Below are 24,605 nucleotides of genomic sequence, written 5' to 3' on the forward strand. Positions count from 1 at the left end.
CGGAAAGCGTAGTGAACACGATATGTATTAGCGGGTATTTTCTGAATAGCAGAAGAGAAACAATAAGTATTATTTGAAATGATATTAGCAGTGAAAATTGTATGTTCATCAATGAGTTGGCGTTTTATCTTGGCGTGAAGAAGAATATACGCCATTTCTTGAAAAAAACGGTAGAGATTTAATCCCTTAATCGACGGCTCATCCAAATCCCATGATGCGGTCGTTGCCGCCAGGCTATCGATGAAATGGTATGCATGGCACGCAGGTGCGCAATGATACGGCGTAGATGAACTTCAATCTGGGTTACGGGCATTCCACTGGTTTCCTGCTCATCAGATTGGAAGACGGCGGCGTTATTGCTCAGGGTTGGACCATCGTGTTCTAAGCGCTGTTGACAGAGCTGTAGGGCGATTTCACAGCGTTGCAAATAGTCTTGCGCTAGGTTTTCAGTCAGCATGTAGTGATCGCGGGCGAGGATTGTCATTGCGTTAAGATGTTCCACGATAAACTGGCTGTGAGTGATCCACAGACGCATGTCTGTTAGGTAGCGGGAATCAAACCCTGGCTCCTGCATCGCCTGGTTTAGCGAGGTGAATACGGCATTATGTGCCTGATTGACCTTCATGCGGGCATAGGCTAAATCGGTTGCTTTAGGTTCAGGAGAGAGCAGTAGGCGAAGCTCATCTTGATAGGCTTCTAATGCCTGATGAGCATTTTTGCGCAGTAGACCACTTTGCCATTGTGGCCACAGCCAGATGGTACTCGCGAAGGCGAGAATACAGCCGAGTACGGTATCAATCAGCCTTGGAACCAAGAAATGGAGCCCATTGAGCTGCAAAAGCTGTAGGGTATAAACGGCAGTCACGGTGAAACCAATCACCGCCAGCCCGTAGTTTTTACGTAGTACTAAATAGGCTGCAATAGTGATCACCAGCATGCAGGTTAAGGTGACATTTAACGGTAGGTCTAACTGTAGTAATCCCGCAGCAATAATCAGTCCGATAAACGTTCCTAGCGCACGGTGTTGGATCCTTACACGCGTCGCATTATAGCCATTTTGAATGACCAACATGGTCGTGAGCAAAACCCAGTAGGGTTTTGGCAGATGGAATAGCATCCCCAAACTACTGCCTGCAGCGAGAGTAATGCCCAAACGTGCTGCATTACGTAGCGCTACGGATTTAAATGAGAGATAGGCGCGTAATGCAGGCCAGAAAGGAAGGCGCTGCTGTGTAGACATTAGATTGCGCTGATAGAGAGGACGCTGACGAACCAGCAACCGAGCCACGCGGCTAAAATGGTAATAGCAAAACTTTCCAACGGGGTTGTCTGGGTGCTGATTAGCCAGTTTTTCCAGCGCGGCTAGCTCGTTATCCATTGAAAAATGTTTGGGATAGCGGTGATACAGAATATCGCCAGCCACCGTTCTGAGCCGCTCTGATATGACTTGAGCGTTGCGGCGCAAAATAGCTTCAGCCTGACTTTTGGCGACTAGACTTTGCACTTCATCGGGCTGAGATAAGCTAACGGTAATATGTTCCTGAAGGTCCAATGCAACTTGAAAATAGCGCAGTAGACGTTTGTACTCAGGATTATGCACCAGAGATAACATGTGCATTTGCTGGTAGAGCTGGGTAATTAAGTCCATCACTTTTTGCTGGCGCTGTAACAGCGGCGGCAAGGCCGTTTCTGGATCGATATGCTGAGTCAGCAAGCTATATTTGGCGTCCATATAGTCGCCAAGTTGCGTGTAGAGCTGGCTGAGATTTTCGCGGATCGGTTGCCCTTTCCATAAGAGAAACCAGAACCAAGTAAAGGCGCCATACCAGATGGTGCCGACGATATACAGAAGTGGCCCGTGCCAGATGGGAACTGTTCCAGCCATACTTAGCGTAAATATCGACGCGACGAGTGCTGCGGGAAGAAGCCTTGCGTGTAGGGGGCTGATCTCACCGTTAACGCCGAGCAGTAACGCAAGCCCAAGCATGATAAGCGGCAGAGGAATTTGCCATAGCAGGCATTGTTGTAATAAGAAACTGGAAAACGCGAATAGGCTGCCGCCAACGATTAAGCGTTTGATGAAGCGCTTATGAGGGGTATCGAGCCCTGCAATATTGCAGCAGGCAGGCACCAAAGAAAACATTAGACCAAGCTGGAGATTGCCGGTCAGTAGGCCAAATAAAACAGGGAGGCACAGCACCAGCGTTTGACGCAGTGCATAGTTGACTTCTGGGTGGTAGATAAACCGCCGCCACATAACGAAAGAAACCCGTGCAGCGATGCTACACGGGCATCATTTATCAGCGAGTGCCGTAAACGACGATGGTTTTTCCGTGCGCGGAGATCAGATTTTGATCTTCCAGCATCTTCAGAATTCGACCAACGGTTTCACGGGAACAGCCAACGATCTGGCCAATTTCCTGACGAGTAATCTTGATCTGCATACCATCTGGATGAGTCATGGCATCTGGCTGTTTTGCCAGATTCAGCAGCGTCTGTGCGATACGGCCAGTCACGTCTAAGAACGCAAGGTTGCCCACCTTTTCAGAGGTAACCTGTAAGCGGCTAGCCATCTGAGCAGAAAGGCGCATCAGAATATCTGGGTTAACCTGAATCAGCTGGCGGAATTTCTTGTAAGAAATTTCAGCAACTTCGCAGGCTGTTTTTGCACGAACCCAAGCGCTACGTTCTTGTCCTTCCTCAAATAAGCCCAGTTCACCAATGAAGTCGCCCTGATTAAGATAGGAAAGGATCATTTCTTTACCTTCTTCATCTTTAATCAATACTGCAACGGAGCCCTTAACGATGTAGTACAGGGTTTCCGCCTTCTCGCCTTGGTGGATCAGGGTACTTTTGGACGGATACTTGTGGATATGGCAATGAGACAAGAACCATTCAAGAGTCGGGTCTGTTTGCGGTTTGCCGAGAACCATTCGCTATTATCCTCTGTTGTTATCGCGGCCCTAATATCGGGATACTGATCCAGACAGTGTGCTTATTGTGGCACGGGGCTTTGCTTATTAACTTGTTATAGCACTGCATAATCGAGATATAGAGTAATAGGCTAAGGTAATTGTTTCCTAGAGTTATTGATCTATACCCGTTTCAATCCATAAAGATCCATTTCGGCATAGTTTGTAGCACAGCTTTGTTCAGGTGTCTCGTGTTGTCTCGCTTCAGCATCAGAAGTGAGGCCTCGGATTGCCTGTTTTTTACAGAAAGCGTAGTCTGATGACAGAATTTAACCAAAGGGGCGATCAACATGCAGGCACGAGTGAAATGGATTGAAGGAATGACTTTTCTGGGCGAATCGGCTTCAGGACATCAGATTCTTATGGACGGAAACGCTGGTGATAAAGCGCCAAGTCCAATGGAAATGGTATTGATGTCAGCAGGTGGTTGCAGCGCCATTGACGTCGTTTCCATTTTACAGAAAGGGCGATTGGACGTGCGCGATTGTGAAGTCAAATTGACGTCTGAACGTCGCGAGGAAGCTCCGCGCTTGTTTACTCACATTAATCTGCATTTTATTGTCACGGGCAAAGGCCTTACGGATAAAGCCGTTGAGCGCGCCGTTGCGCTTTCTGCGGAAAAATACTGCTCTGTTGCGTTGATGTTGGGTCAAGCCGTTAACATTACCCATAGTTTTGAAACTATCGTGGTTGAGTAATTTGATTCACTTCATCAGGCACCGGTGGTCTTGTTCCAAGGTGCCTGATATCACGTAACACGTTGTTATTCGATTTTCTTACCTTCGATAAGACGCTGCACCAACGGTGTCATGATCAGTTCCATTGCTAACCCCATTTTCCCTCCCGGAACCACTAACGTGTTGATATGCGAGATAAACGATCCTTGCAGCATCGCGAGTAGATAGGGGAAATCAATATTGTCTAACCCTTGGAAATGGATCACCACGAAACTTTCATCTGACGAAGGGATCGCTTTAGCTGCAAAAGGGTTAGAGGTATCAACCGTTGGTACGCGCTGGAAGTTGATATGCGTGCGGGAAAACTGGGGGGTAATGTAGCCGATGTAGTCTTCCATGGAGCGAACAACGGAATCCATCACGGCTTCGCGTGAATGGCCGCGCTCACCGGTATCGCGCACCAGTTTTTGAATCCACTCTAGGTTAACGATAGGCACTACGCCGACCAGTAAATCGACATGCTGGGCCACATTGTGCTGCTGCGTGACGACTCCGCCGTGTAATCCCTCATAGAATAAAACATCAGTCGGCTCTGGCAACGGTTCCCACGGCGTGAATGTGCCGGGAACCTGATTGTAGGGAACGGCTTCATCGTAGGTATGCAGATACTTACGTGAGCGCCCACGACCATGCTGACCATATTCGATAAAGCTTTGTTCGAGAAAAGAGAAATCATTGGCCTCGGGGCCGAAATAGCTGATATGACGCCCTTGCTCGCGGGCTTTTCGAATTGCAGCGTCCATTTCTGGGCGGGTATACCGGTGGAAACTATCGCCTTCCAACTCAGCGGCTTTCAAATGGAACTGTTGAAAGATCTTGCGGAAGGCTACGCTGGTGGTGGTGGTGCCGGCTCCACTGGAGCCGGTCACGGCAATGATCGGGTGTTTCGCTGACATAATTAACACGGCTCCGGTGGTTGGGGGGCTACGGTTTATCGTAAATTGTAATAACTTACATCTACGGTTGTATCCTGAATTTGGATATCGCTCCACTCTTTTGGCACGGCTTTTAACTGACCATTAAGAATGGCATCTTTGATTTTAGTGCTATCCAACTTGTCTTTAGTCACATCATCATCAAAGTTGATGCGGCTGACAACGTGCCATTTCCCTGCTCGTTGAACATAAATTTGGCAGAAAGGCTCTTTGGGAGCGCTGAAATTGCACAGTATAGGCTCTTTATTTCCATCATTATTCAGATCTAATGTTGTGACAACACAAGCGTTAGCCATCAAATAGCATTCGCTAATATTATTTCCTCGGCTGATATCTTTTGGTAAAGATTCCCACCACGTTGATTCTGGTGAAGGTGTTCCGGCTGCCAGCTGAATATTCTTGCGTGCTATTTCTGGTGTAAACGCCGCATAGGGTTTTTTATCATCATCGCCATAGGATCCCCAACGAGTGGTTTGTATTATCGTTTTCTCCAGCTTGAGTTTACGACGTGGGTCGCTGACAAATTTGACATCAGATCGTAGCGCCTGTAGCGCATCGTTGCCCCTGCGGCCGCTGTCAAAACGTAGCATGAAGAGATCTAAATCATCAGGAGATACCTTTCCTGTGGAATATCGATTCATTTGGTCGTTCACGCTAATGCGGTAAGGATCGATGATCGGAGAGTTGCACAGCACCACAGCCACAGCGATCAGCCACATTATTTTTTTGTTGATACTACCGAGCGAGTGCAGCCAAATGTTATTTTTGCGAACCACAGCGCTGGCATAGGCAAGGGTTAAGCATAGAGAGAGGCCGACAATGACTGAAGCCCTGAGTCGATCGGGAGTCCAGCCATATTGCACGATGCGCTGGCCCAAATAATAAGTGGACAGTATCGCGTAGATCGGCAAAACAAGCAGCGAACCGTTGATGATATAGCGGATTAAATTTGGATACGGTTTCTTATCTACGCCATCAGAACTCAAATATATCGCATTGACCAGCAGGGCTAACAGTAGAGACATGGTGGTTAGCAATGTGGTTGCAGACGACCATTTATCGGTTAGCGCATCGATACCGGTAAACGGAAGGCTGAAGATAAAAATCAGAGCGAAAAACGACAGCAAAGGTAGTAGGCCTTTTACCGTCAGGGATAAAAGGTTACGTACGGTAATGATTAATTTTGGGTGGGTGCGGCTAATGAGAACGCCAATGGCAACAATCAGACCGTTAGCAAGGTACATGAATATTTCATGTTGGAAAAAGAGCTCATAAAAAAAATCGATGCCAATCAGTTTGAATAGACCAGCTCCCAGCGACAAGATCCCCCACATCAAACCCGAAACCAGCAAGGTTAGCACCACGGTAATGGTGTTTTTCCATATATAGCCGTGCAGCTCAGAGTAGTCGATGGGAGAGCTAGGATTATTTATTCGTGCCTGTAACCACGGAAGGGTAACAAACACCATAAGGCATAACGCGAGATAAAACGTTCCGATTAGACTGCCGTAATCTTTTACTCCTGCATCATTCCATTTTACCCAAGTGGTCATAGCCACGAATATAACGGTATAGGCCAGCAGAGCTTTCCACAATATTTTGTCTCGTAGAGTATTCACAGACAGCACGAAGATCAGGGGCAGAGAGCCCGATAAAACTTGTGTGTAAAGCAGCGCTGAACTATGGGGGATCATCCACTCGCGATCGCTGAAGTGGTTACATAAATAAAGCAAACATCCTTGAATGAGACAGACTAAAACAATGACGATGCGCGTTTTGAGCGGTAGGTCAGAGAGCGAGACTTGAGTCTTGCTATGATGTGCTGTGAGCAGAGACATCCATGATTCTCCTTATTGCGTAAAGTGAGGTTCTTAGACCACAAATTAAGCATAATGTTTGGATGCCTATACTTATTATTTTATTGGCTTTACTGAGGCTTATACCTAGAGTCTATTCATACTCTTCTGGGGTGTCACGGAACTGCCCTTTCGGCATGATATTGACCGTTTCATGCAGCTCTGACCACACCAAAACAGCTTCGCCATTCTTTAGCTGGCGGCGGACATCTTCAACTTTTTGCGTCAGCGATTTCTCGTGTACACCGTAATCAGTGCCTTCTCGCAGCACAAAAGACTCGATCAGACTATCCAACGTATCCGTTGCTAGATTCTCCCAAGGGATAATCACTGTGTTTTCTCCAAATGTGGGGCTAACCAAGCAGGGATACGTTGCTCGAGCCACATCTGAGGCTTTTTAAAACTGCCGCTGATGAAGCCAACGTGTCCACCAAATTCGGTAAGCTGATATTCAATATTAGACGGTAAATCTTCAGGCCGAGGGATCACTTCTGGTGTCATAAACGGATCGTCTTTGGCATGAATGATCAACAGCGGCACGGTTATTCTAGGGAGTAAAGGTAACGCACTACAGCGGCGATAATAGTCGGTTGCGTTATCAAAGCCGTGAATGCGAGAGGTGATGACGTCGTCAAAATCGCGAATGCGTTTCAGGTTTTTTAGCGCTTTTAGATCGAGTGGTAATGTATTCGGGTAACGCTCTAATTTGCGCTGAGCATTTTGCTTGAGTTGCCCAAGGAGATAGTTTTGGTAGACGCGTGAAAAGCCCTGTTCTAATCGATATGAGCAAGGTTCAAGCATCAGTGGGGCTGAAACAACCACGGCTGCATCCAGCGTGGCGTTGGCACCTTCCTGACCCAAATAATAGGCCAGCATATTACCGCCGAGCGAAACGCCGACGGCCGCGGTAGGTGCTGCTCCGTGAGTTTCGCGTAGCCAGTTGAGAAAGAATCGCGCATCTTCTGTTTCACCAGAATGATAGATACGGTTCATTTTATTGGGCTCGCCGCTGCACCCGCGAAAATGCATCACCACACCCAGCCAGCCCGCTTCTTTCCAAGCATGCAGCAGGCCGTGCGCGTAAGGGCTATAGAAACTGCCTTCTAAACCGTGAAACAGAACCACGCGCGGCTTATGTTGAGCCTGCTCCGGTGGTTCGCTCCAGGCCAGATCGATAAAATCCCCGTCGGGCAAGGCTAAGCGTTGCCAATGAGGCTGTAATAACACCTTGCGGCGAAATAATCTGGGCAAAATAGTTTGCAGGTGCGGATTGCTGATCCCGCGCATGGGTGAGAACTGATTATTCATAAGGTGATTAATTTTCATGTCATCTTTCTTGTGCGATCAATATCACACTGATAGCTTCAAGGTCACGACAAACATCATTAAGGGTGGGGAGTTTTCAGTAGATGGAGCTTGGATTATTTCTTTCGATGCTGGGGTTTTTATGGGTGGCGGCGATTACTCCTGGCCCAAATAATATGTTATTGACGTCATCTGGCGCCAATTTCGGTTTTATGCGATCGATTCCGCTGATGCTTGGCATCATGCTGGGAATGCAATCGTTGTTGCTGTTGGTGGCTTTTGGCGTAGGGAGCCTGCTGCTGGTTTATCCTGCGCTGCATACCGCGCTTAAAATACTGGGTAGTGCCTATCTTCTGTATATCGCATGGAAGATCGCGAGCTCAAGCTATGAAAAACTCGATCCTAATGCCGTAAAAGTTAACAAGCCAGTTAACTGGTATCAAGGTTGGCTACTCCAGTTTTTAAATCCCAAAGCATGGCTGATGGGATTGGGCGCCGTGGCGAGTTTCAGCTTAGCTGGCTCCGGCTATAACCATTCTATTATTGCTATCAGCATTGCGATGGTTATGGTGAATTTGGTCTCCGGCATTATCTGGCTTGGTTTTGGCACCGTGATTGGCCGTTTGCTCAATAGCCGCCGTGCTTGGTTTACCTTTAATATCTCAATGGGCTTGCTGACGGCGGCCTGTGTGTTATTAATCTGGCACTAAACCTGGCGTCTCCGGTTATGCCGGAGGCTCATCCATTTCAGTCTTATTTCCTTCCTCGGCGTTCACGTTAGTCCCCAGAACGAGAAAACTCAATTATCGCTATTTGGAATAAAGAATATTTTTTTATTCCTTCTTTGCTAAATCAGGCTCGGCTACAACTGTGTTTAGCGCGGGGCATATTGCTCCAGATACAGAAAAATGAGCGGAGCATATGATGATGAGCAAAACCTTTTCTTTACGCGGCGTTGCGGCGTTTCTTTCACTGACGTTGGCGGCAACGAGTGCCTACGCGTTGGATGTCACCGTGGCCTATCAGACGTCGGCTGAGCCTGCGAAAGTAGCACAGGCAGATAACGCGTTTGCCAAAGCCTCTGGAGCCAATGTGGATTGGCGCAAGTTTGATAGCGGTTCCAGCGTGGTAAAAGCGTTAGCCTCCGGTGATGTGCAGATTGGCAATATTGGTTCCAGCCCGCTGGCGGCTGCTGTTAGCCAAGGGCTGCAGATAGAAGTTTTCCTGCTAGCCTCGCAGCTAGGAAACTCGGAAGCGCTGGTGGTGAAAAAAGAGATTAAGTCTCCACAGGATCTCATTGGCAAACGCATTGCCGTACCGTTTGTTTCGACCACTCACTACAGCTTGTTGGCCGCACTGAAACATTGGGGGATTAAACCCGATCAACTCACTATTCTGAATCTTCAGCCACCGGCGATAGCCGCAGCGTGGCAGCGTGGTGATATCGATGGCGCATACGTTTGGGCACCTGCGGTTAACGAGCTAGCGAAAACGGGCAGCGTATTAACGGATTCTGAGCAGGTAGGTCAATGGGGCGCGCCAACGCTGGACGTTTGGGTTGTACGTAAGGATTTTGCTCAGCAACATCCTGATGTCGTAACGGCATTTGCTCGCACGACGCTGGCCGCACAGAAAGCTTATTTGGCGGAGCCAGACCAATGGCTTAAAGAGAGTCAAAACATCGATAAGCTCGCCAAGCTGAGCGGCGTGCCGCAGGAACAAGTGCCGGGGCTGGTTAAGGGAAATCGCTACCTGCCTGTTGCAGAGCAGGTGAGTGAGCTGGGGCAACCGGTTGATAAAGCCATTCATGACACCGCCGTGTTCTTACAGCAGCAGGGCAAAATCCCTCAGGTGGCTAAAGACTATCGTAGTTTTGTTAATAATCAGTTTGTGAAGCAGGTACAGGCTGAACCTCAGTCATAAGGAGCATTTCATGCTGTCAGTGAATCATCTCAGTGCGTCCTATGACGGAAAAAAGGTTCTCGATGACATCTCACTACAGATTGCGAGCGGACAATTGGTGGTGGTTCTCGGGCCTTCTGGATGTGGAAAAACGACCCTGCTGAATTTGGTGGCGGGGTTTAGTCAGCCGGATGCCGGTTCCATTAGCTTATCTGGACGTAACGTCTCTGGATCCAGCGCGGAACGCGGCGTGGTATTCCAGAATGAAGGGCTACTGCCGTGGCGAAATGTGTTAGCCAACGTCGCGTTTGGTTTACAGCTACAGGGCGTGGCGCGCGAGGAGCGCACGTCGATTGCTTTACGCATGCTGCGATGGGTGGGGTTGGAAGGCTACGAACGTCACTTTATCTGGCACCTTTCAGGCGGGATGCGTCAGCGTGTCGGCATTGCGCGCGCGTTGGCAGCAGATCCACAGCTGTTGTTGCTGGATGAACCTTTTGGTGCGTTGGATGCTTTTACCCGTGAACAGATGCAGGAGTTATTGCTAGGTGTGTGGCGCAAGACGGGCAAACAGATTTTACTGATTACGCACGATATCGAAGAAGCGGTTTTTTTAGCCTCCGAGCTGATCCTGTTGTCACCGGGACCCGGACGGATCGTCGAACGTTTGGCGCTGAATTTTGGCCAGCGTTATGCGGATGGAGAACCGTGCCGAGCCATTAAATCCGATCCGGCGTTTATTGAACGTCGTGAATATGTGCTGTCGCGTGTTTTTGAACATCGAACTCCACACGCTCAGGAGGCATGGCTATGAGTATTCACTCCACGCTAAAAAACGATACCCGAGAGGTAGCCAGTAAAGTTGCTGTGTCTCGAGGGGGGAAAGTTAGAGTTCCCTCTAACGTTGTTGTCAGCGCTTTCACGCTGCTGGTGATTTTGGCCGTATGGTGGGCGGTTACGGCGCTGCACCTCATCAGCCCGCTGTTTTTACCCGCGCCGCAGCAGGTGTTGAAACAGTTGGTCAGTATCAGTACCCAAGGCTTTATGGACGCGACGCTAGGCCAGCATCTGGCCGCTAGTCTAAGCCGTATTCTGATAGCGCTGCTGGCGGCGGTGGTGATTGGTGTACCGGTCGGCATTGCCATGGGATTGAATCCCACGGTGCGCGGAATTCTTGACCCCATTATTGAAATTTATCGTCCAGTGCCGCCGTTAGCTTATCTGCCACTGATGATTATCTGGTTTGGCATTGGTGAAACGTCCAAAATTCTGCTCATTTATCTGGCCATTTTTGCCCCGGTAACGCTAGCGGCTGCTGCTGGCGTACGCAGTGTGGAGCAGGTGAGAGTGCGTGCTGCTCAGGCGCTAGGGGCAAGCCGTTGGCAGGTGCTGTGGTACGTGGTGCTACCAAACGCCTTACCTGAAATTTTAACCGGCTTACGCATTGGTCTTGGCGTTGGTTGGTCGACGCTGGTGGCCGCTGAGCTGATTGCCGCTACGCGTGGTTTAGGATTTATGATTCAGTCCGCAGGTGAATTTTTAGCGACTGATGTGGTTATTGCTGGCATTAGCGTTATCGCGTTTATTGCCTTTGCATTGGAGCTGGGCTTGCGAGCTTTGCAGCGCCGCTTAACCCCGTGGCATGGAGTAAAAAAATGAACGAACGTTTAACTATTCAGCCGCTGAGCCCTGCCATTGGTGCCGTGGTGAGTAATATCAATCTCTCTCGTCCACTGAGTGACGCCCAGTTTGAACAGCTGTATCACGCGTTGTTGAAACATCAGGTGCTGTTTGCGCGTGAACAAGTGATAACGCCGTTGCAGCAACGTGAGTTGGCGTCACGGTTTGGTGATTTGCATATTCATCCTGTTTATCCGCATGCGGCGGGCGTGGAGGAGATCATTGAGCTGGATACTCACAATGACAATCCGCCAGATAATGATAACTGGCATACCGACGTTACCTTCATTGAGAATCCGCCTTTGGGCGCCATTCTGGCCGCCAAGCGTTTACCTGAAGTGGGAGGCGATACACTGTGGTCGAGTGGTATTGCGGCCTATGAGGCGCTTTCACCTCAATTGAAAGTGTTATTGAGTGGGCTACAGGCTGAGCACGATTTTGAAAAGTCGTTTCCCGAGCATAAACATTTGCGTTCAGAAGAAGAGCATCAGCGTTGGCTGCAGGCCAAACGCCAGCATCCGCCGTTGTTGCATCCGGTGGTGCGAACTCATCCCGTTAGCGGGCGTCAGGCGCTATTCGTGAATGAAGGCTTTACCACACGATTGGTCGGGATACCCCAACAAGAAGGCGAAGCCTTATTGCAGTTCTTGTTCCGCCATGCGACCAAGCCGGAGTTTCAGGTTCGCTGGCGCTGGCAGCAAGACGATATTGCGATTTGGGATAACCGTGTGACTCAGCACTATGCTAACGCTGACTATTTGCCTCAGCGTCGGATTATGCATCGTGCAACGATTCTCGGCGATAAACCGTTTTATCGTGGCTAGTGGGATGGCTTATTGAGTAGACCCGCGCTCAGCGTTGAAGTGAGCGCGGGGGAGAAAAAACCTCTTGGCTGCGAGGCTTAGTCGTTTTCTGCTTCGAAGGCCAGCGTCATGGCTTCCAATTTTTCCTGACCATCCAACCATTCCATTTCGGCTTCTTCTAGCGCGGCTTTGGTTTGGTTTTGTTGCTGTAAGCACTCAGTGAGCTCTGCTTTGCGACTGATGTCATACAGACCACTATCGGCCAGTTTTTCTTCCAGCGTCGCCAACTGTGCGCTCAGCTTTTCCATCTGCTGTTCCATCTTCATGATGTGTTTGCGGATGGGCTGGGTTTGAGTACGGAACTCGGCGGCGCGACGTTTTTGATCTTTACGCGCCTGAGCGCTGTTACCGCTGGTTTCACCTTCAGCCTTGTTCGAATCTTGCTGTGCCTGTTGGCGTTGAAGATCGATCATCCACTGCTGGTAATCTTCTAGATCGCCAGCAAACGGTTCGACCTGACCATCGTGAACCAGATACAGATCGTCTGTAGTCGAACGCAATAAGTGACGGTCATGGGAGACGACAACCAGTGCACCTTCGAAATCAATCAGTGCTTCGGTCAATGCCTGACGCATGTCCAAATCGAGGTGGTTGGTGGGTTCGTCGAGCAGCAGTAGGTTAGGACGTTGCCAAACGACCAGTGCGAGCACTAAACGAGCTTTCTCGCCTCCGGAGAAACGAGCCGTATGCTCGGTCACTTTATCACCACGGAAGCCGAAACCTCCGAGATAGTCACGTAATTGTTGTTCAGTTTCACGTGGGGCGATACGAGTGAGGTGCTGTAGCGGAGACTCGTCAGCACGCAAATATTCCAACTGATGCTGTGCGAAGTAGCCCAGCTTCACACCTTTGGCTAAGCCGATTTCACCCTTCTGTGGCGCAAGCTCTCCTGCCAATAACTTAATCAGCGTAGATTTACCTGCGCCGTTGCGGCCTAACAAGCCAATGCGTGAGCCGGGAACCAAATTCAATTTGATCGAATCAAGAATGGTTTTGTCACCATATCCAGCACTGACTTTTTCCATCCGCAGCAACGGATTTGGCAAACTTTCTGGTTCACGGAAGCTGAAATGGAATGGGTTGTCGACGTGTGCAGGGGCAATTAGCTCCATACGCTCCAGCATTTTAACGCGGCTCTGTGCCTGTTTTGCCTTCGACGCTTTGGCTTTAAAGCGATCGATATAGCTTTGCAGATGCGCAACGCGCTGCTGTTGGCTTTCATACATTGACTGTTGCTGTGACAGCTTAGTCGCACGCTGCTGTTCAAACGATGAGTAGTTGCCGGTGTATTCAAACAGCTGCTCTTGTTCAATGTGTAGAATTTTATCCACGATAGGATCGAGGAAATCACGGTCATGCGATATCAGAATCAAGGTGCCGGTGTAGCTTTTTAACCAACGCTCTAGCCAGATAACCGCATCTAAATCAAGGTGGTTAGTTGGTTCGTCGAGCAGCAGCAGGTCTGAGCGGCAAATCAGCGCCTGAGCGAGGTTGAGGCGCATTCGCCAACCACCAGAGAATGATTTTACCGGTTCTTCAAGCTGGCTTTGACTAAAACCTAAACCATGTAACAGGCTGGATGCGCGCGAGCGAATGGTCCATGCCTGAATGGCATCGAGTTTTCCGTGAATGAGCGCAATGGCATTGCCATCGTTACGTTCATTGGCGTCATTAAGCTCGGCCTCGAGCTGGCGAAACTCACGATCGCCGTCGAGGACATACTCTAATGCCGGAATGTCTAAGGCTGGAGTTTCCTGGTTTACCCACGCTAACGCCCAGTTGCCAGGGAAATTGAAGCTGCCTGCGTCGGCAGTCATTTCACCTTTTAACAGCGACAGCAGCGTTGATTTCCCACAGCCATTTTTACCCACCAGACCAACCTTTTGGCCGGGGTTAACCGTAGCACTGGCATTGTCCAGCAGAACGCGCGTACCGCGTCGAATTTGTAGCGATGAGAAAACAATCATAAAGCGCCGTCTATTGATAATGTGTTAAATTGTCGTTGTTTTAGCGTGAACAATAATGAGTATTCAGAACACGCACACTATTAATTTTAATCTTAGCGCTGCATGGTAGCTGAAATGCTCACCGATGACGACGCTTTGGGGAGGGGAATAGATGTCGCAGCCACCGAAAGTATTGCTGCTGTATGCCCATCCGGAATCACAGGACTCGGTTGCGAATCGAGTTCTACTGCAGCCGGCACAACAATTGGAACATGTCACAGTGCACGATCTCTACGCGCACTATCCTGATTTTTTTATTGATATTCACCATGAGCAGCAGTTGTTGCGTGAACATCAGGTCATTGTTTTTCAACACCCTTTATATACCTATAGCTGTCCTGCTTTACTCAAAGAGTGGCTCGATCGCGTGCTGACGCGTGGTTTTGCCAGTGGCGTGGGGGGAAACGCTCTGCGTGGAAAGTATTGGCGCAGCGTGGTGACTACCGGCGAACCAGAAGGGGCATACCAAATGGGTGGCTATAACCGGTACACCATGGATGAGGTTTTGCGCCCATTCGAGCTCACTGCGGGGATGTGTCATATGCATTGGATGCCACCGATGGTGGTGTATTGGGCGCGTCGTTTAAAACCGGATGTATTACAGAGTCATGCCAAAGCTTATGGGCAATGGCTGGAATCACCATTAGCTGGAGGCGGTAGCTTATGACTGAAGAGGGCTCACTCTTACCAGCGATACTGCTGTTTTTGTTTGCGGCAGTGGTAGCCGTGCCGATTGCTCGGCGGATTGGCATTGGCACGGTACTTGGCTTTTTGATTGCAGGGATTGCGATTGGCCCTTGGGGGCTAGGCTTTATTCGAGATGTGGATGAAATTCTGCATTTTTCGGAGCTTGGCGTTGTATTCCTGTTGTTTATTATTGGGTTGGAACTGAATCCGAGCAAACTTTGGTCGCTGAGACGTTCTATTTTTGGTGTCGGAGCTGGGCAGGTATTGCTCACTGCCGCCATTTTAGGCGGATTACTGCTACTGACCGATTTTTCTTGGCAGGCTGCCGTGATCGGTGGGATTGGGTTAGCCATGTCTTCAACGGCGATGGCCTTGCAGATGATGCGAGAAAAGGGCATGAACCGCAATGAGGGCGGGCAACTCGGTTTCTCGGTTCTGTTGTTTCAGGACATGGCTGTCATCCCTGCGTTAGCGCTAATTCCTGTGCTGGTGGGCTCTAGTAACAAAGACACTGACTGGGCGTTTATCGCGATGAAGGTTGGTGCGTTGTTAGGAATGTTGATCGGCGGCCGCTATTTGCTGCGCCCGATCTTCCGCTACATCGCTGCGACCGGTGTCCGTGAGATATTTACCGCTGCGGCGCTGTTGGTGGTGCTGGGCTCTGCCATGTTTATGGATGCGCTCGGGGTGTCTATGGCGATGGGGACGTTCATTGCGGGCGTTCTGCTGGCAGAAAGCGAATTTCAGCACGAACTGGAGATCGCCATTGAGCCATTTAAGGGCCTATTGCTGGGATTATTTTTTATCTCTGTGGGCATGGCGCTAAATCTGGGTGTTTTATATACCCATTTGCCAGAAGTATTGATGGGCGTGGCTATCTTAGTCGTGGTGAAAGGGGGCGTGTTATATCTATTGGCACGTATTGCGGGGATTCGCCGCTCTGTGCGTATGCAGTTTGCTGCGGTGCTTAGCCAAGGCGGTGAATTTGCATTTGTGTTGTTCTCCGCCGCCAGTACCCAAAAACTGCTGCAGGGCGATCAGATGGCTCTGTTGCTGGTGATCGTCACGTTATCTATGGTGACGACGCCTCTGCTGATGCAGTTGGTCGATAGGATATTGGAAAAACGCTATAACCCGTCAGACGAAAACGAAGAAGCACCTTTCGTGGAAGATGACGATCCTCAGGTCATTATCGTTGGGTTTGGGCGTTTTGGTCAGGTGATTGGGCGTTTGCTGATGGCAAACAAAATGCGCATTACGGTTCTGGAACGTGATGTGAGCGCGGTCAGTATGATGCGTCGCTACGGATATAAGGTTTATTACGGCGATGCGACTGAACTTGAGCTATTGCGTGCGGCTGGCGCAGAAAAGGCCGAAGCTATTGTTATCACCTGTAATGAACCCGAGGATACGTTGGCGGTGGTGCATCTGTGCCAGCAACATTTTCCGCATTTAAAAATCCTAGCGCGTGCGCGTGGTCGTGTTGAAGCACATGAGCTGCTGATGGCGGGAGTGAATCAATTTAGCCGTGAGACATTTTCTAGTGCGTTAGAATTAGGGCGTAAAGCATTGATGGAATTAGGTATGCATCCACATCAGGCACATCGGGCTCAGCAGCATTTTCGGCGTCTAGATATGCGAATGCTGCGTGAACTCATGCCTCATCATCAGGGGGATGTTACCCAAATTTCACGCGTGAAAGAGGCTAGACGCGAGCTAGAAGATATTTTTCAGCGCGAGATGCAGCATGAGCGGCGGCAGATGAATGACTGGGACGAAGAAGATCTGTGATGATATCGAATCAATAAGGTAACAAAATGAAAAAGAGATTTATTGCAGGGGCAACATGCCCAGCCTGTAAAGCACAAGATACACTCGTGGTTTGGCGTGAGAATAATATTGAGCATGCAGAATGCGTTAAGTGTGGACACCAATTGAGCCAACCAGAGGCGGATGTGAGCGAGCATGTGCAGCACAATAATCAAATGATCGGTATTTTTAAGCCAGAATAAGCGGCAAGGGTGGCGTTTCCTGTAGGGATTTTTTATCCTTGTGGGTACAGTGGCGCAAAATTCCGCTACAATCTGCGCCAATTTAGTTTCCAACGCTAGGAGATATCATGAAAGTAGCAAAAGACCTGGTGGTCAGCTTGGCCTATCAGGTACGTACAGAAGACGGTGTTTTAGTTGATGAGTCTCCGGTGAGTGCACCGTTGGATTATCTGCACGGCCATGGCTCCCTGATCTCTGGTCTGGAAGCCGCTCTGGAAGGTCACGCTGAAGGCGATAGCTTTGATGTTCACGTTGGCGCAAATGACGCTTACGGTAACTACGATGAAAACTTGGTGCAGCGTGTACCAAAAGACGTTTTCATGGGCGTTGACGAACTGCAGGTTGGCATGCGTTTCTTGGCTGAAACCGATCAGGGTCCAGTACCAGTAGAAATTACCGAAGTTGACGACGACCACGTTGTTGTTGATGGTAACCACATGCTGGCAGGCCAGAACTTGAACTTCCACGTTGAAGTTATCGCTATTCGTGAAGCAACAGCTGAAGAGCTGGAGCACGGCCACGTACACGGCGAGCACGATCACCACCACGAGCACGGTGAAGGCTGCTGCGGTGGTCATGGCCACGATCACGGTCACGACCATGGCGAAGAAGGCGGTTGCTGCGGTGGTAATGGCAAAGGCAACGGTGGTTGCGGCTGCCATTAATTCTGTAGATTAGATGCAGAATGGAAAAAAGCGGCCTTGGCCGCTTTTTTTGTCGTGAAGATTCGCCAGTTAGTAATGAGGTGGGGGCGTTTCTTCTGACGGATGAGCCATCATTGATGGCTGTGCTGCTTTGAGTTTATCTACCAATAAGTGCATCTGCTCGCGATATTTGTTCATTTCTAACTGCAGGGCGATAACCGTCTGGTTCAGCTCTTCGATGGTCATTTCCTGAAAAGCCAGTCGGCTCTCGAGCATTTCAAATCTGGATTCAAGCTCTTCGCGATCCAAAGCCGATGGTTGCATAATATTTCCTCTTATAACGGTGTAGTTTCCGTTCACAATTTCATAGGTGAAATTTCACCTCATTCTCGTTATTTTACTCATAACGCAGACGAATTGCGCGTTACGCTTGTTGATTGGGAAAGAGAATGAAACTTTTTGCAGGCAACGTAGTCTGAATTTATCAGACTGGCGCGCTTAGTGATTGTTTTATGAGTCGACAGACCGCTATAGTAACCCACTACATTTAGCTCATCGTTATTTAAGGTCACTTGCCTTAAAGTTTGGAGAAATGGATGAAATCTTTTTTTAAAGTTACCGTGCTGGCAACAACAATGGCTCTGGCCCTGAACGCATCAGCTTTCGCTGCTGACGCTGCCAAAGCAACGGACGCTGCACCTACGGCGACCAACAGCAAATTCAAGAATGACGATCAGCAGGCTGCATACGCGTTAGGCGCTTCTCTGGGTCGTTATATGGAGAACTCCCTGAAAGAGCAAGAGAAACTGGGTATCAAACTGGATAAAGACCAGTTGATCGCCGGTGTTCAGGATGCGTTTGCTGGCAAGAGCAAGCTGACCGACCAAGAAATCGAAGGTACTCTGCAAGGCTTTGAGGCACGTGTAAAAGCGTCTGCACAAGCTAAGATGGAACAGGATGCCAAAGCTAATGCGGATGCAGGTAAAAAATTCCGTGACGCATTTGCTAAAGAGAAAAACGTTAAGACCACGAAAACTGGCCTGATGTATCAGGTTGATAAAGAAGGTACTGGCGCTGAACCAAAAGACAGCGATACCGTTGTGGTTAACTACAAAGGGACTTTGACCGACGGCACCGAGTTTGATAACTCATATAGCCGTGGTGAGCCACTTTCTTTCCGTCTTGATGGTGTTATCCCTGGCTGGACCGAAGGCCTGAAACACATCAAGAAAGGCGGCAAGATCAAACTGGTTATCCCACCAGAATTGGCTTACGGTAAAACAGGTGTCCCAGGCATTCCTGCAAACTCTACTCTGGTATTCGACGTAGAACTGCTGGATGTTAAAGCCGCACCTAAAGCTGATGTAGAAGCTGCGAAAGCCGAAGCAAAAGCAAAAGCAGAAGCAAAAGCCGGTAAGTAATTGCCTTGAATGATTGGAAAAAGCCGTGGATTATTCCACGGCTTTTTTGTTTTTTGCCGCAGGATGATAAAAAAATCTTTTACCCCGCCGGCTACAAGGATTTAAATAGGGCAGTTTTGCTAAACTTTATTTTTTAAATAGCACGTTTTCTTGAATCTGCATCCATTGATGGGTGCGTAGCTAAATCCTCCGTGGGGGTTGTCTTCAATGTCCAATACGCTTATGCCTGGTGACACCAGCGAGCTAGACTTACTGGATGAGCGTCCGTTCAGCCAGACCGATCATGAAATTCTGAAATCATATGAGGCTGTTGTTGACGGTCTTGCGATGCTCATTGGTTCCCATTGTGAAATTGTTTTGCACTCGCTTGAGGATTTGAAGTGTTCAGCAGTGCGAATTGCTAACGGTGAGCATACTGGGAGAAAAATTGGTTCACCGATTACCGACTTAGCGCTTCGCATGTTGCACGATATGGCGGGCGAAGATAGCAGCGTATCAAAGGCGTACTTTACTCGCGCCAAAAGTGGCGTGTTAATGAAGTCGGTGACGATTGCGATTCGCAATAAAGATCAGCGAGTGATCGGTTTGCTGTGTATCAACATGAATCTGGATGTGCCTTTTTCTCAGATCATGGAAACCTTCATTCCGAAAGCTTCGCAGGACGTGGCGTCATCAGTTAACTTTGCTTCTTCTGTTGATGATCTGGTGGCACAAACGCTGGAGTTCACTATCGAAGAGGTTAACGCCGATCGTTCGGTGTCTAACAACGCCAAAAATCGTCAGATTGTGCTGAATCTGCATGAGAAAGGGATCTTTGATATCAAAGATGCCATTAATCAGGTTGCGGATCGTCTCAACATCTCTAAGCACACCGTGTATTTGTATATTCGCCAATTTAAAAGCGGTGACCTACAGGGTAGCGATCGCTAATGCTGAGCTATTCTCTGTTTGTGACCGGTCCAGCCTACGGCACTCAAGCGGCCAGTAGTGCTTACCAATTTGCACAGGCGGTTATTGCCAGCGGACATCACTTAGCTAGCGTGTTCTTCTACCGTGAGGGCGTAAGTAACGCAAACCAACTGACCTCACCGGCAAGCGATGAGTTTGATCTGGTTCGTGGATGGCAGAGTCTGGCGCAAGAACATGGCGTGGTGCTAAATGTTTGTGTCGCGGCGGCTTTGCGCCGCGGCGTGGTATCGCATGATGAAGCGACCCAGCTTGGGTTACCAGCCTCTAATCTGCAGGATGGTTTCGTATTAAGTGGTCTAGGCGCGTTGGCTGAAGCCGCGTTAACCTGCGATCGCATCATGCAGTTTTAAGGGGATGGGATGAAACGTTTAGCCTTTGTGTTTACTCAACCTCCGCATACGACAAGTTCAGGGCGAGAAGGATTAGACGCGCTGTTAGCGGCCTCTGCTTTTAGCGAAGATATTCAGGTGTTTTTTGTGGGCGATGGTGTATTCCAACTGTTGCCCGATCAAAAACCGGCTGAAATTCTTTGTCGTGACTATGTGGCAACCTTTGGTGTCATGTCACTTTACGATATCGAAGAGGTCTATCTCTGTTCAGAATCTCTAGAAGAAAGAGGTTTGCTGGGGTTTGAACGCTGGATTATTGACGTTCAGGTGAGAACTGCGGCACAGATTCGACAAAATCTTGAACAACGCGATGTTGTGCTAACCTTCTAGCCGCTGGAGAAGTTTTACATGTTACATACGCTGGCAAAGTCACCTACTGCAGCAGATCTGACAACTCTTTGCGCTATAGCGGGTAATAATGATGCGATCTTGTTGCTACAGGATGGTGTTCTGTGTGGGTTGGTAAATACCCACTCCCTTGAAAAGCTCATTTCTGCCTCCACATCCCTATATGCGCTGAAGGCCGATGTTATTGCTCGCGGTTTGAGTGCTCGAATTTCATCCAATATCGTGCTCCTAGACTATAATCAGTTCGTTGAGCTGAGTGTTAAACACCCGCAACAGTTATCTTGGTGAAGACGCGATCTTGTATATTTCTTGACACCTATACTGGGCAGCCATAAAATTCTGCGTCCTCATATTTTGCCCATGGCTTTATGGGGAGATTTATCACACTTGTTTACGAAGCAAAAAACGAAGCAAATACCAGGAGCTATTAATGGCAACAATTAATCAGCTGGTACGCAAACCACGCTCCATGAAGGTTGCTAAAAGCAACGTTCCTGCGCTGGAAGCTTGCCCGCAGAAACGTGGCGTATGTACTCGCGTATATACCACCACTCCTAAAAAACCAAACTCCGCACTGCGTAAAGTTTGCCGTGTGCGTTTGACTAACGGTTTTGAAGTTACCTCCTACATCGGCGGTGAAGGTCATAACCTGCAGGAACACAGCGTGATCCTGATCCGTGGCGGTCGTGTAAAAGACTTGCCAGGTGTTCGTTACCACACCGTTCGTGGTGCGCTTGACTGCTCCGGCGTTAAAGACCGTAAGCAATCACGTTCCAAATACGGCGTGAAGAAGCCAAAGGCTTAATGGTTCTCCGTTAAGTAAGGCCAAACGTTTTAACTTTAATGTCAAACTCGAACTATAGAGTTTTGGACAACCCTGAATTAACAACGGAGTATTTCCATGCCACGTCGTCGCGTCATTGGTCAGCGTAAAATTCTGCCGGATCCTAAGTTCGGATCAGAACTGCTGGCTAAATTTGTAAACATCCTGATGGTAGATGGTAAAAAATCTACCGCAGAAGCAATCGTATATACCGCGCTGGAGACCCTGGCTCAGCGTTCTGGTAAAAGCGAACTGGAAGCTTTTGAAGTAGCCCTGGACAACGTCCGCCCAGCTGTCGAGGTTAAATCTCGTCGTGTTGGTGGTTCTACTTATCAGGTACCAGTAGAAGTCCGTCCGGTTCGTCGTAATGCTCTGGCAATGCGTTGGATCGTTGAAGCTGCTCGTAAACGCGGTGATAAATCCATGGCTCTTCGCCTGGCGAACGAACTTTCTGATGCTGCAGAGAACAAAGGTACTGCAGTTAAGAAACGTGAAGACGTTCACCGTATGGCTGAAGCCAACAAGGCGTTCGCTCACTATCGTTGGTAATACCTTCATAGTGTTAGTCACCAAGCGGGCGCTTCAAGCAAGCCGCCCGCTATGGGTAACTTAACTTGAACGTCCTAGGAATAGAGGAATCAAATGGCTCGTACAACACCCATTGCCCGTTACCGTAATATCGGTATCAGCGCACACATCGACGCCGGTAAGACAACTACTACCGAACGTATCCTTTTCTACACCGGTGTAAACCATAAAATCGGTGAAGTTCATGACGGCGCAGCCACCATGGACTGGATGGAACAGGAACAGGAACGTGGTATTACCATTACCTCTGCTGCGACCACTGCATTCTGGTCTGGCATGGCTAAGCAGTTTGAACCACACCGTGTAAACATCATCGACACCCCAGGGCACGTTGACTTCACTATCGAAGTAGAACGTTCCATGCGTGTTCTTGATGGTGCGGTAATGGTTTACTGCGCCGTTGGTGGTGTTCAGCCTCAGTCTGAAACCGTATGGCGTCAGGCGAACAAATATAAAGTTCCACGCATCGCGTTCGTTAACAAAATGGACCGTATGGGTGCTAACTTCCTGAAAGTTGTTGGTCAGATCAAAACCCGTCTGGGCGCGAACCCTGTTCCGCTTCAGTTGGCGATTGGTGCTGAAGAAGGTTTCACCGGTGTTGTTGACCTGGTGAAAATGAAAGCTATCAACTGGAACGATGCCGATCAGGGCGTTACCTTCGAATACGAAGATATCCCTGCTGATATGGCCGATCTGGCTGAAGAATGGCACCAGAACCTGATCGAATCAGCAGCAGAAGCTTCTGAAGAGCTGATGGAAAAATACCTGGGTGGTGAAGAACTGACTGAAGAAGAGATCAAGAAAGCTCTGCGTCAGCGTGTTCTGAACAACGAAATCATTCTGGTAACTTGTGGTTCTGCGTTCAAGAACAAAGGTGTTCAGGCGATGCTGGATGCGGTAATTGATTACCTGCCATCCCCAATCGACGTACCTGCGATCAACGGTATGCTGGACGACGGTAAAGATACTCCAGCTGAGCGTCATGCTAACGATGATGAGCCGTTTGCTGCTTTGGCATTCAAAATCGCAACCGACCCGTTTGTTGGTAACCTGACCTTCTTCCGCGTTTACTCCGGTGTGGTTAACTCCGGCGATACCGTACTGAACTCCGTGAAATCTGCACGTGAGCGTTTTGGTCGTATCGTTCAGATGCACGCTAACAAACGTGAAGAGATCAAAGAAGTTCGCGCAGGCGACATCGCTGCTGCTATCGGTCTGAAAGACGTAACTACTGGTGACACTCTGTGTGACCCTGATGCGCCAATCATTCTGGAGCGTATGGAATTCCCAGAACCGGTAATTTCTATCGCAGTAGAACCGAAAACCAAAGCTGACCAAGAAAAAATGGGTCTGGCTCTGGGCCGTCTGGCTAAAGAAGACCCGTCATTCCGCGTATGGACTGATGAAGAATCCAACCAGACCATCATTGCAGGTATGGGTGAGCTGCACCTCGACATCATCGTTGACCGTATGAAACGCGAATTCAACGTTGAAGCGAACGTCGGTAAACCTCAGGTTGCTTACCGTGAAGCGATTCGCGCGAAAGTTACCGATATCGAAGGTAAACACGCCAAGCAGTCTGGTGGTCGTGGTCAGTACGGTCATGTTGTTATCGACATGTACCCACTGGAGCCGGGCTCAAATCCGAAAGGTTACGAGTTCATCAACGACATCAAGGGTGGTGTAATTCCTGGTGAATACATCCCTGCCGTTGATAAAGGTATTCAGGAACAGCTGAAATCTGGTCCACTGGCTGGCTATCCGGTAGTTGATCTGGGCGTGCGTCTGCACTTCGGTTCTTACCATGACGTTGACTCCTCTGAGCTGGCGTTTAAATTGGCCGCTTCTATCGCCTTCAAAGATGGCTTTAAGAAAGCGAAACCAGTTCTGCTTGAACCAATCATGAAGGTTGAAGTAGAAACTCCAGAAGAGAACACTGGTGACGTCATCGGTGACCTGAGCCGCCGTCGTGGTATGCTGCGTGGTCAAGAATCTAACGTTACTGGCGTTGTGATTCATGCTGAGGTTCCGTTGTCAGAAATGTTCGGATACGCAACTCAATTGCGTTCTCTGACCAAAGGCCGTGCATCTTACTCCATGGAATTCCTGAAGTACGATGATGCGCCGAGCAACGTTGCTCAAGCCGTTATTGAAGCTCGTGGCAAATAAGCTACTAGTTTAAAACATTGATCCCGTGCTCTCTCTATGAAGGGAGAGCACAAGAGTAAGGAATAAAGCCGTGTCTAAAGAAAAATTTGAACGTACAAAACCGCACGTTAACGTTGGTACTATCGGCCACGTTGACCACGGTAAAACTACCCTGACAGCTGCAATCACCACCGTTCTGGCTAAAACCTACGGCGGTTCTGCACGTGCATTCGACCAGATCGATAACGCGCCAGAAGAAAAAGCTCGTGGTATCACCATCA

The 24,605-nt window shown here is 49.0% G+C and carries 27 protein-coding genes; 19 read left to right on the forward strand and 8 right to left on the reverse strand.

Annotated features, from left to right (window positions below; translation table 11 throughout):
- Positions 1-178: 178 nt before the first annotated feature.
- Entirely contained in the window at positions 179-2,257 is a 2,079-nt protein-coding gene (locus HMPREF3091_RS03605) for a YccS/YhfK family putative transporter (protein ID WP_004090926.1), read from the reverse strand.
- Between the two features lie 43 nt (positions 2,258-2,300).
- Positions 2,301-2,933 (reverse strand): cAMP-activated global transcriptional regulator CRP, encoded by a 633-nt coding sequence (crp, locus tag HMPREF3091_RS03610; RefSeq protein ID WP_004090925.1) that lies wholly within the window; start codon positions 2,931-2,933, stop codon positions 2,301-2,303.
- A 329-nt stretch (positions 2,934-3,262) separates the two neighbouring features.
- Here crp and HMPREF3091_RS03615 point away from each other — a divergent pair, with 329 nt between their 5' ends.
- Positions 3,263-3,670 (forward strand): OsmC family protein, encoded by a 408-nt coding sequence (locus tag HMPREF3091_RS03615; RefSeq protein ID WP_070714297.1) that lies wholly within the window; start codon positions 3,263-3,265, stop codon positions 3,668-3,670.
- Between the two features lie 65 nt (positions 3,671-3,735).
- Here HMPREF3091_RS03615 and HMPREF3091_RS03620 read toward each other — a convergent pair whose 3' ends face one another.
- The 4 genes from HMPREF3091_RS03620 to HMPREF3091_RS03635 form a co-directional block, all read right to left on the reverse strand.
- On the reverse strand, positions 3,736-4,605 hold the full coding sequence (locus HMPREF3091_RS03620) for a phosphoribulokinase (RefSeq protein WP_004090919.1): 870 nt from the start codon (positions 4,603-4,605) through the stop codon (positions 3,736-3,738).
- A 35-nt stretch (positions 4,606-4,640) separates the two neighbouring features.
- Positions 4,641-6,482 (reverse strand): DUF4153 domain-containing protein, encoded by a 1,842-nt coding sequence (locus HMPREF3091_RS03625; RefSeq protein WP_070714299.1) that lies wholly within the window; start codon positions 6,480-6,482, stop codon positions 4,641-4,643.
- Between the two features lie 112 nt (positions 6,483-6,594).
- Positions 6,595-6,831: a YheU family protein gene (locus tag HMPREF3091_RS03630; protein ID WP_004090917.1), complete on the reverse strand. Its 237-nt coding sequence runs from the start codon at positions 6,829-6,831 to the stop codon at positions 6,595-6,597.
- Positions 6,828-7,808: a hydrolase gene (locus HMPREF3091_RS03635; RefSeq protein ID WP_070714311.1), complete on the reverse strand. Its 981-nt coding sequence runs from the start codon at positions 7,806-7,808 to the stop codon at positions 6,828-6,830. The genes HMPREF3091_RS03630 and HMPREF3091_RS03635 overlap by 4 nt, the downstream gene beginning before the upstream one ends.
- Before the next feature lie 101 nt (positions 7,809-7,909).
- Between HMPREF3091_RS03635 and HMPREF3091_RS03640 the strand changes: the two genes are divergently transcribed.
- From HMPREF3091_RS03640 to tauD, 5 genes are all read left to right on the forward strand, one after another.
- Positions 7,910-8,515, forward strand: coding sequence for a LysE family translocator (locus HMPREF3091_RS03640; RefSeq protein WP_004090915.1), 606 nt, complete (start codon positions 7,910-7,912; stop codon positions 8,513-8,515).
- A 214-nt stretch (positions 8,516-8,729) separates the two neighbouring features.
- Positions 8,730-9,728, forward strand: a complete 999-nt coding sequence (gene tauA, locus HMPREF3091_RS03645) for a taurine ABC transporter substrate-binding protein (RefSeq protein ID WP_070714313.1) — start codon at positions 8,730-8,732, stop codon at positions 9,726-9,728.
- Positions 9,729-9,738: 10 nt separating this feature from the next.
- Positions 9,739-10,521 (forward strand): taurine ABC transporter ATP-binding subunit, encoded by a 783-nt coding sequence (tauB, locus tag HMPREF3091_RS03650; RefSeq protein ID WP_070714301.1) that lies wholly within the window; start codon positions 9,739-9,741, stop codon positions 10,519-10,521.
- Positions 10,518-11,366 (forward strand): taurine ABC transporter permease TauC, encoded by an 849-nt coding sequence (gene tauC, locus HMPREF3091_RS03655; protein ID WP_035502742.1) that lies wholly within the window; start codon positions 10,518-10,520, stop codon positions 11,364-11,366. The genes tauB and tauC overlap by 4 nt, the downstream gene beginning before the upstream one ends.
- Complete coding sequence (gene tauD, locus HMPREF3091_RS03660; protein ID WP_004090910.1) at positions 11,363-12,211, forward strand: taurine dioxygenase; 849 nt, start codon at positions 11,363-11,365, stop codon at positions 12,209-12,211. Before tauC ends, tauD begins: the two co-directional genes overlap by 4 nt.
- Positions 12,212-12,288: 77 nt before the next feature.
- Here tauD and HMPREF3091_RS03665 read toward each other — a convergent pair whose 3' ends face one another.
- Complete coding sequence (locus tag HMPREF3091_RS03665) at positions 12,289-14,217, reverse strand: ABC transporter ATP-binding protein (RefSeq protein WP_070714303.1); 1,929 nt, start codon at positions 14,215-14,217, stop codon at positions 12,289-12,291.
- Between the two features lie 151 nt (positions 14,218-14,368).
- Between HMPREF3091_RS03665 and kefG the strand changes: the two genes are divergently transcribed.
- From kefG to slyD, 4 genes are all read left to right on the forward strand, one after another.
- Entirely contained in the window at positions 14,369-14,923 is a 555-nt protein-coding gene (kefG, locus tag HMPREF3091_RS03670) for a glutathione-regulated potassium-efflux system ancillary protein KefG (RefSeq protein ID WP_070714305.1), read from the forward strand.
- Entirely contained in the window at positions 14,920-16,734 is a 1,815-nt protein-coding gene (kefB, locus tag HMPREF3091_RS03675) for a glutathione-regulated potassium-efflux system protein KefB (protein ID WP_004090905.1), read from the forward strand. The genes kefG and kefB overlap by 4 nt, the downstream gene beginning before the upstream one ends.
- A gap of 26 nt (positions 16,735-16,760) precedes the next feature.
- Complete coding sequence (locus HMPREF3091_RS03680) at positions 16,761-16,955, forward strand: YheV family putative zinc ribbon protein (protein WP_004090904.1); 195 nt, start codon at positions 16,761-16,763, stop codon at positions 16,953-16,955.
- A gap of 107 nt (positions 16,956-17,062) precedes the next feature.
- The gene (slyD, locus tag HMPREF3091_RS03685) at positions 17,063-17,659 is read left to right on the forward strand and encodes a peptidylprolyl isomerase (RefSeq protein WP_004090902.1); all 597 of its coding nucleotides are present in this window, start codon (positions 17,063-17,065) and stop codon (positions 17,657-17,659) included.
- Positions 17,660-17,728: 69 nt separating this feature from the next.
- Here slyD and HMPREF3091_RS03690 read toward each other — a convergent pair whose 3' ends face one another.
- The gene (locus tag HMPREF3091_RS03690) at positions 17,729-17,962 is read right to left on the reverse strand and encodes a SlyX family protein (protein WP_004090901.1); all 234 of its coding nucleotides are present in this window, start codon (positions 17,960-17,962) and stop codon (positions 17,729-17,731) included.
- Between the two features lie 272 nt (positions 17,963-18,234).
- Here HMPREF3091_RS03690 and fkpA point away from each other — a divergent pair, with 272 nt between their 5' ends.
- The 9 genes from fkpA to HMPREF3091_RS03735 form a co-directional block, all read left to right on the forward strand.
- Positions 18,235-19,059, forward strand: coding sequence for an FKBP-type peptidyl-prolyl cis-trans isomerase (gene fkpA, locus HMPREF3091_RS03695; RefSeq protein ID WP_070714307.1), 825 nt, complete (start codon positions 18,235-18,237; stop codon positions 19,057-19,059).
- Positions 19,060-19,266: 207 nt separating this feature from the next.
- Positions 19,267-19,989: a helix-turn-helix transcriptional regulator gene (locus tag HMPREF3091_RS03700; protein WP_004090896.1), complete on the forward strand. Its 723-nt coding sequence runs from the start codon at positions 19,267-19,269 to the stop codon at positions 19,987-19,989.
- The gene (gene tusD / locus HMPREF3091_RS03705) at positions 19,989-20,378 is read left to right on the forward strand and encodes a sulfurtransferase complex subunit TusD (RefSeq protein ID WP_070714310.1); all 390 of its coding nucleotides are present in this window, start codon (positions 19,989-19,991) and stop codon (positions 20,376-20,378) included. The genes HMPREF3091_RS03700 and tusD overlap by 1 nt, the downstream gene beginning before the upstream one ends.
- Before the next feature lie 9 nt (positions 20,379-20,387).
- The gene (tusC, locus tag HMPREF3091_RS03710; RefSeq protein WP_004090894.1) at positions 20,388-20,747 is read left to right on the forward strand and encodes a sulfurtransferase complex subunit TusC; all 360 of its coding nucleotides are present in this window, start codon (positions 20,388-20,390) and stop codon (positions 20,745-20,747) included.
- 18 nt (positions 20,748-20,765) lie between these two features.
- Positions 20,766-21,053, forward strand: a complete 288-nt coding sequence (gene tusB, locus HMPREF3091_RS03715) for a sulfurtransferase complex subunit TusB (RefSeq protein WP_004090893.1) — start codon at positions 20,766-20,768, stop codon at positions 21,051-21,053.
- Positions 21,054-21,195: 142 nt separating this feature from the next.
- Positions 21,196-21,570: a 30S ribosomal protein S12 gene (gene rpsL / locus HMPREF3091_RS03720; RefSeq protein ID WP_002212323.1), complete on the forward strand. Its 375-nt coding sequence runs from the start codon at positions 21,196-21,198 to the stop codon at positions 21,568-21,570.
- A gap of 96 nt (positions 21,571-21,666) precedes the next feature.
- The gene (gene rpsG / locus HMPREF3091_RS03725; protein ID WP_004090892.1) at positions 21,667-22,137 is read left to right on the forward strand and encodes a 30S ribosomal protein S7; all 471 of its coding nucleotides are present in this window, start codon (positions 21,667-21,669) and stop codon (positions 22,135-22,137) included.
- A gap of 93 nt (positions 22,138-22,230) precedes the next feature.
- Positions 22,231-24,345 carry an elongation factor G gene (gene fusA / locus HMPREF3091_RS03730; RefSeq protein ID WP_004090891.1) on the forward strand — a complete coding sequence of 705 codons (2,115 nt, stop codon included), beginning with the start codon at positions 22,231-22,233 and terminating at the stop codon, positions 24,343-24,345.
- A gap of 70 nt (positions 24,346-24,415) precedes the next feature.
- On the forward strand, positions 24,416-24,605 hold a 190-nt coding region (locus tag HMPREF3091_RS03735; RefSeq protein ID WP_004090890.1), incomplete at its 3' end, for a GTP-binding protein.

Source organism: Hafnia sp. HMSC23F03 (assembly GCF_001816025.1).
GTDB lineage: Bacteria > Pseudomonadota > Gammaproteobacteria > Enterobacterales > Enterobacteriaceae > Hafnia > Hafnia paralvei.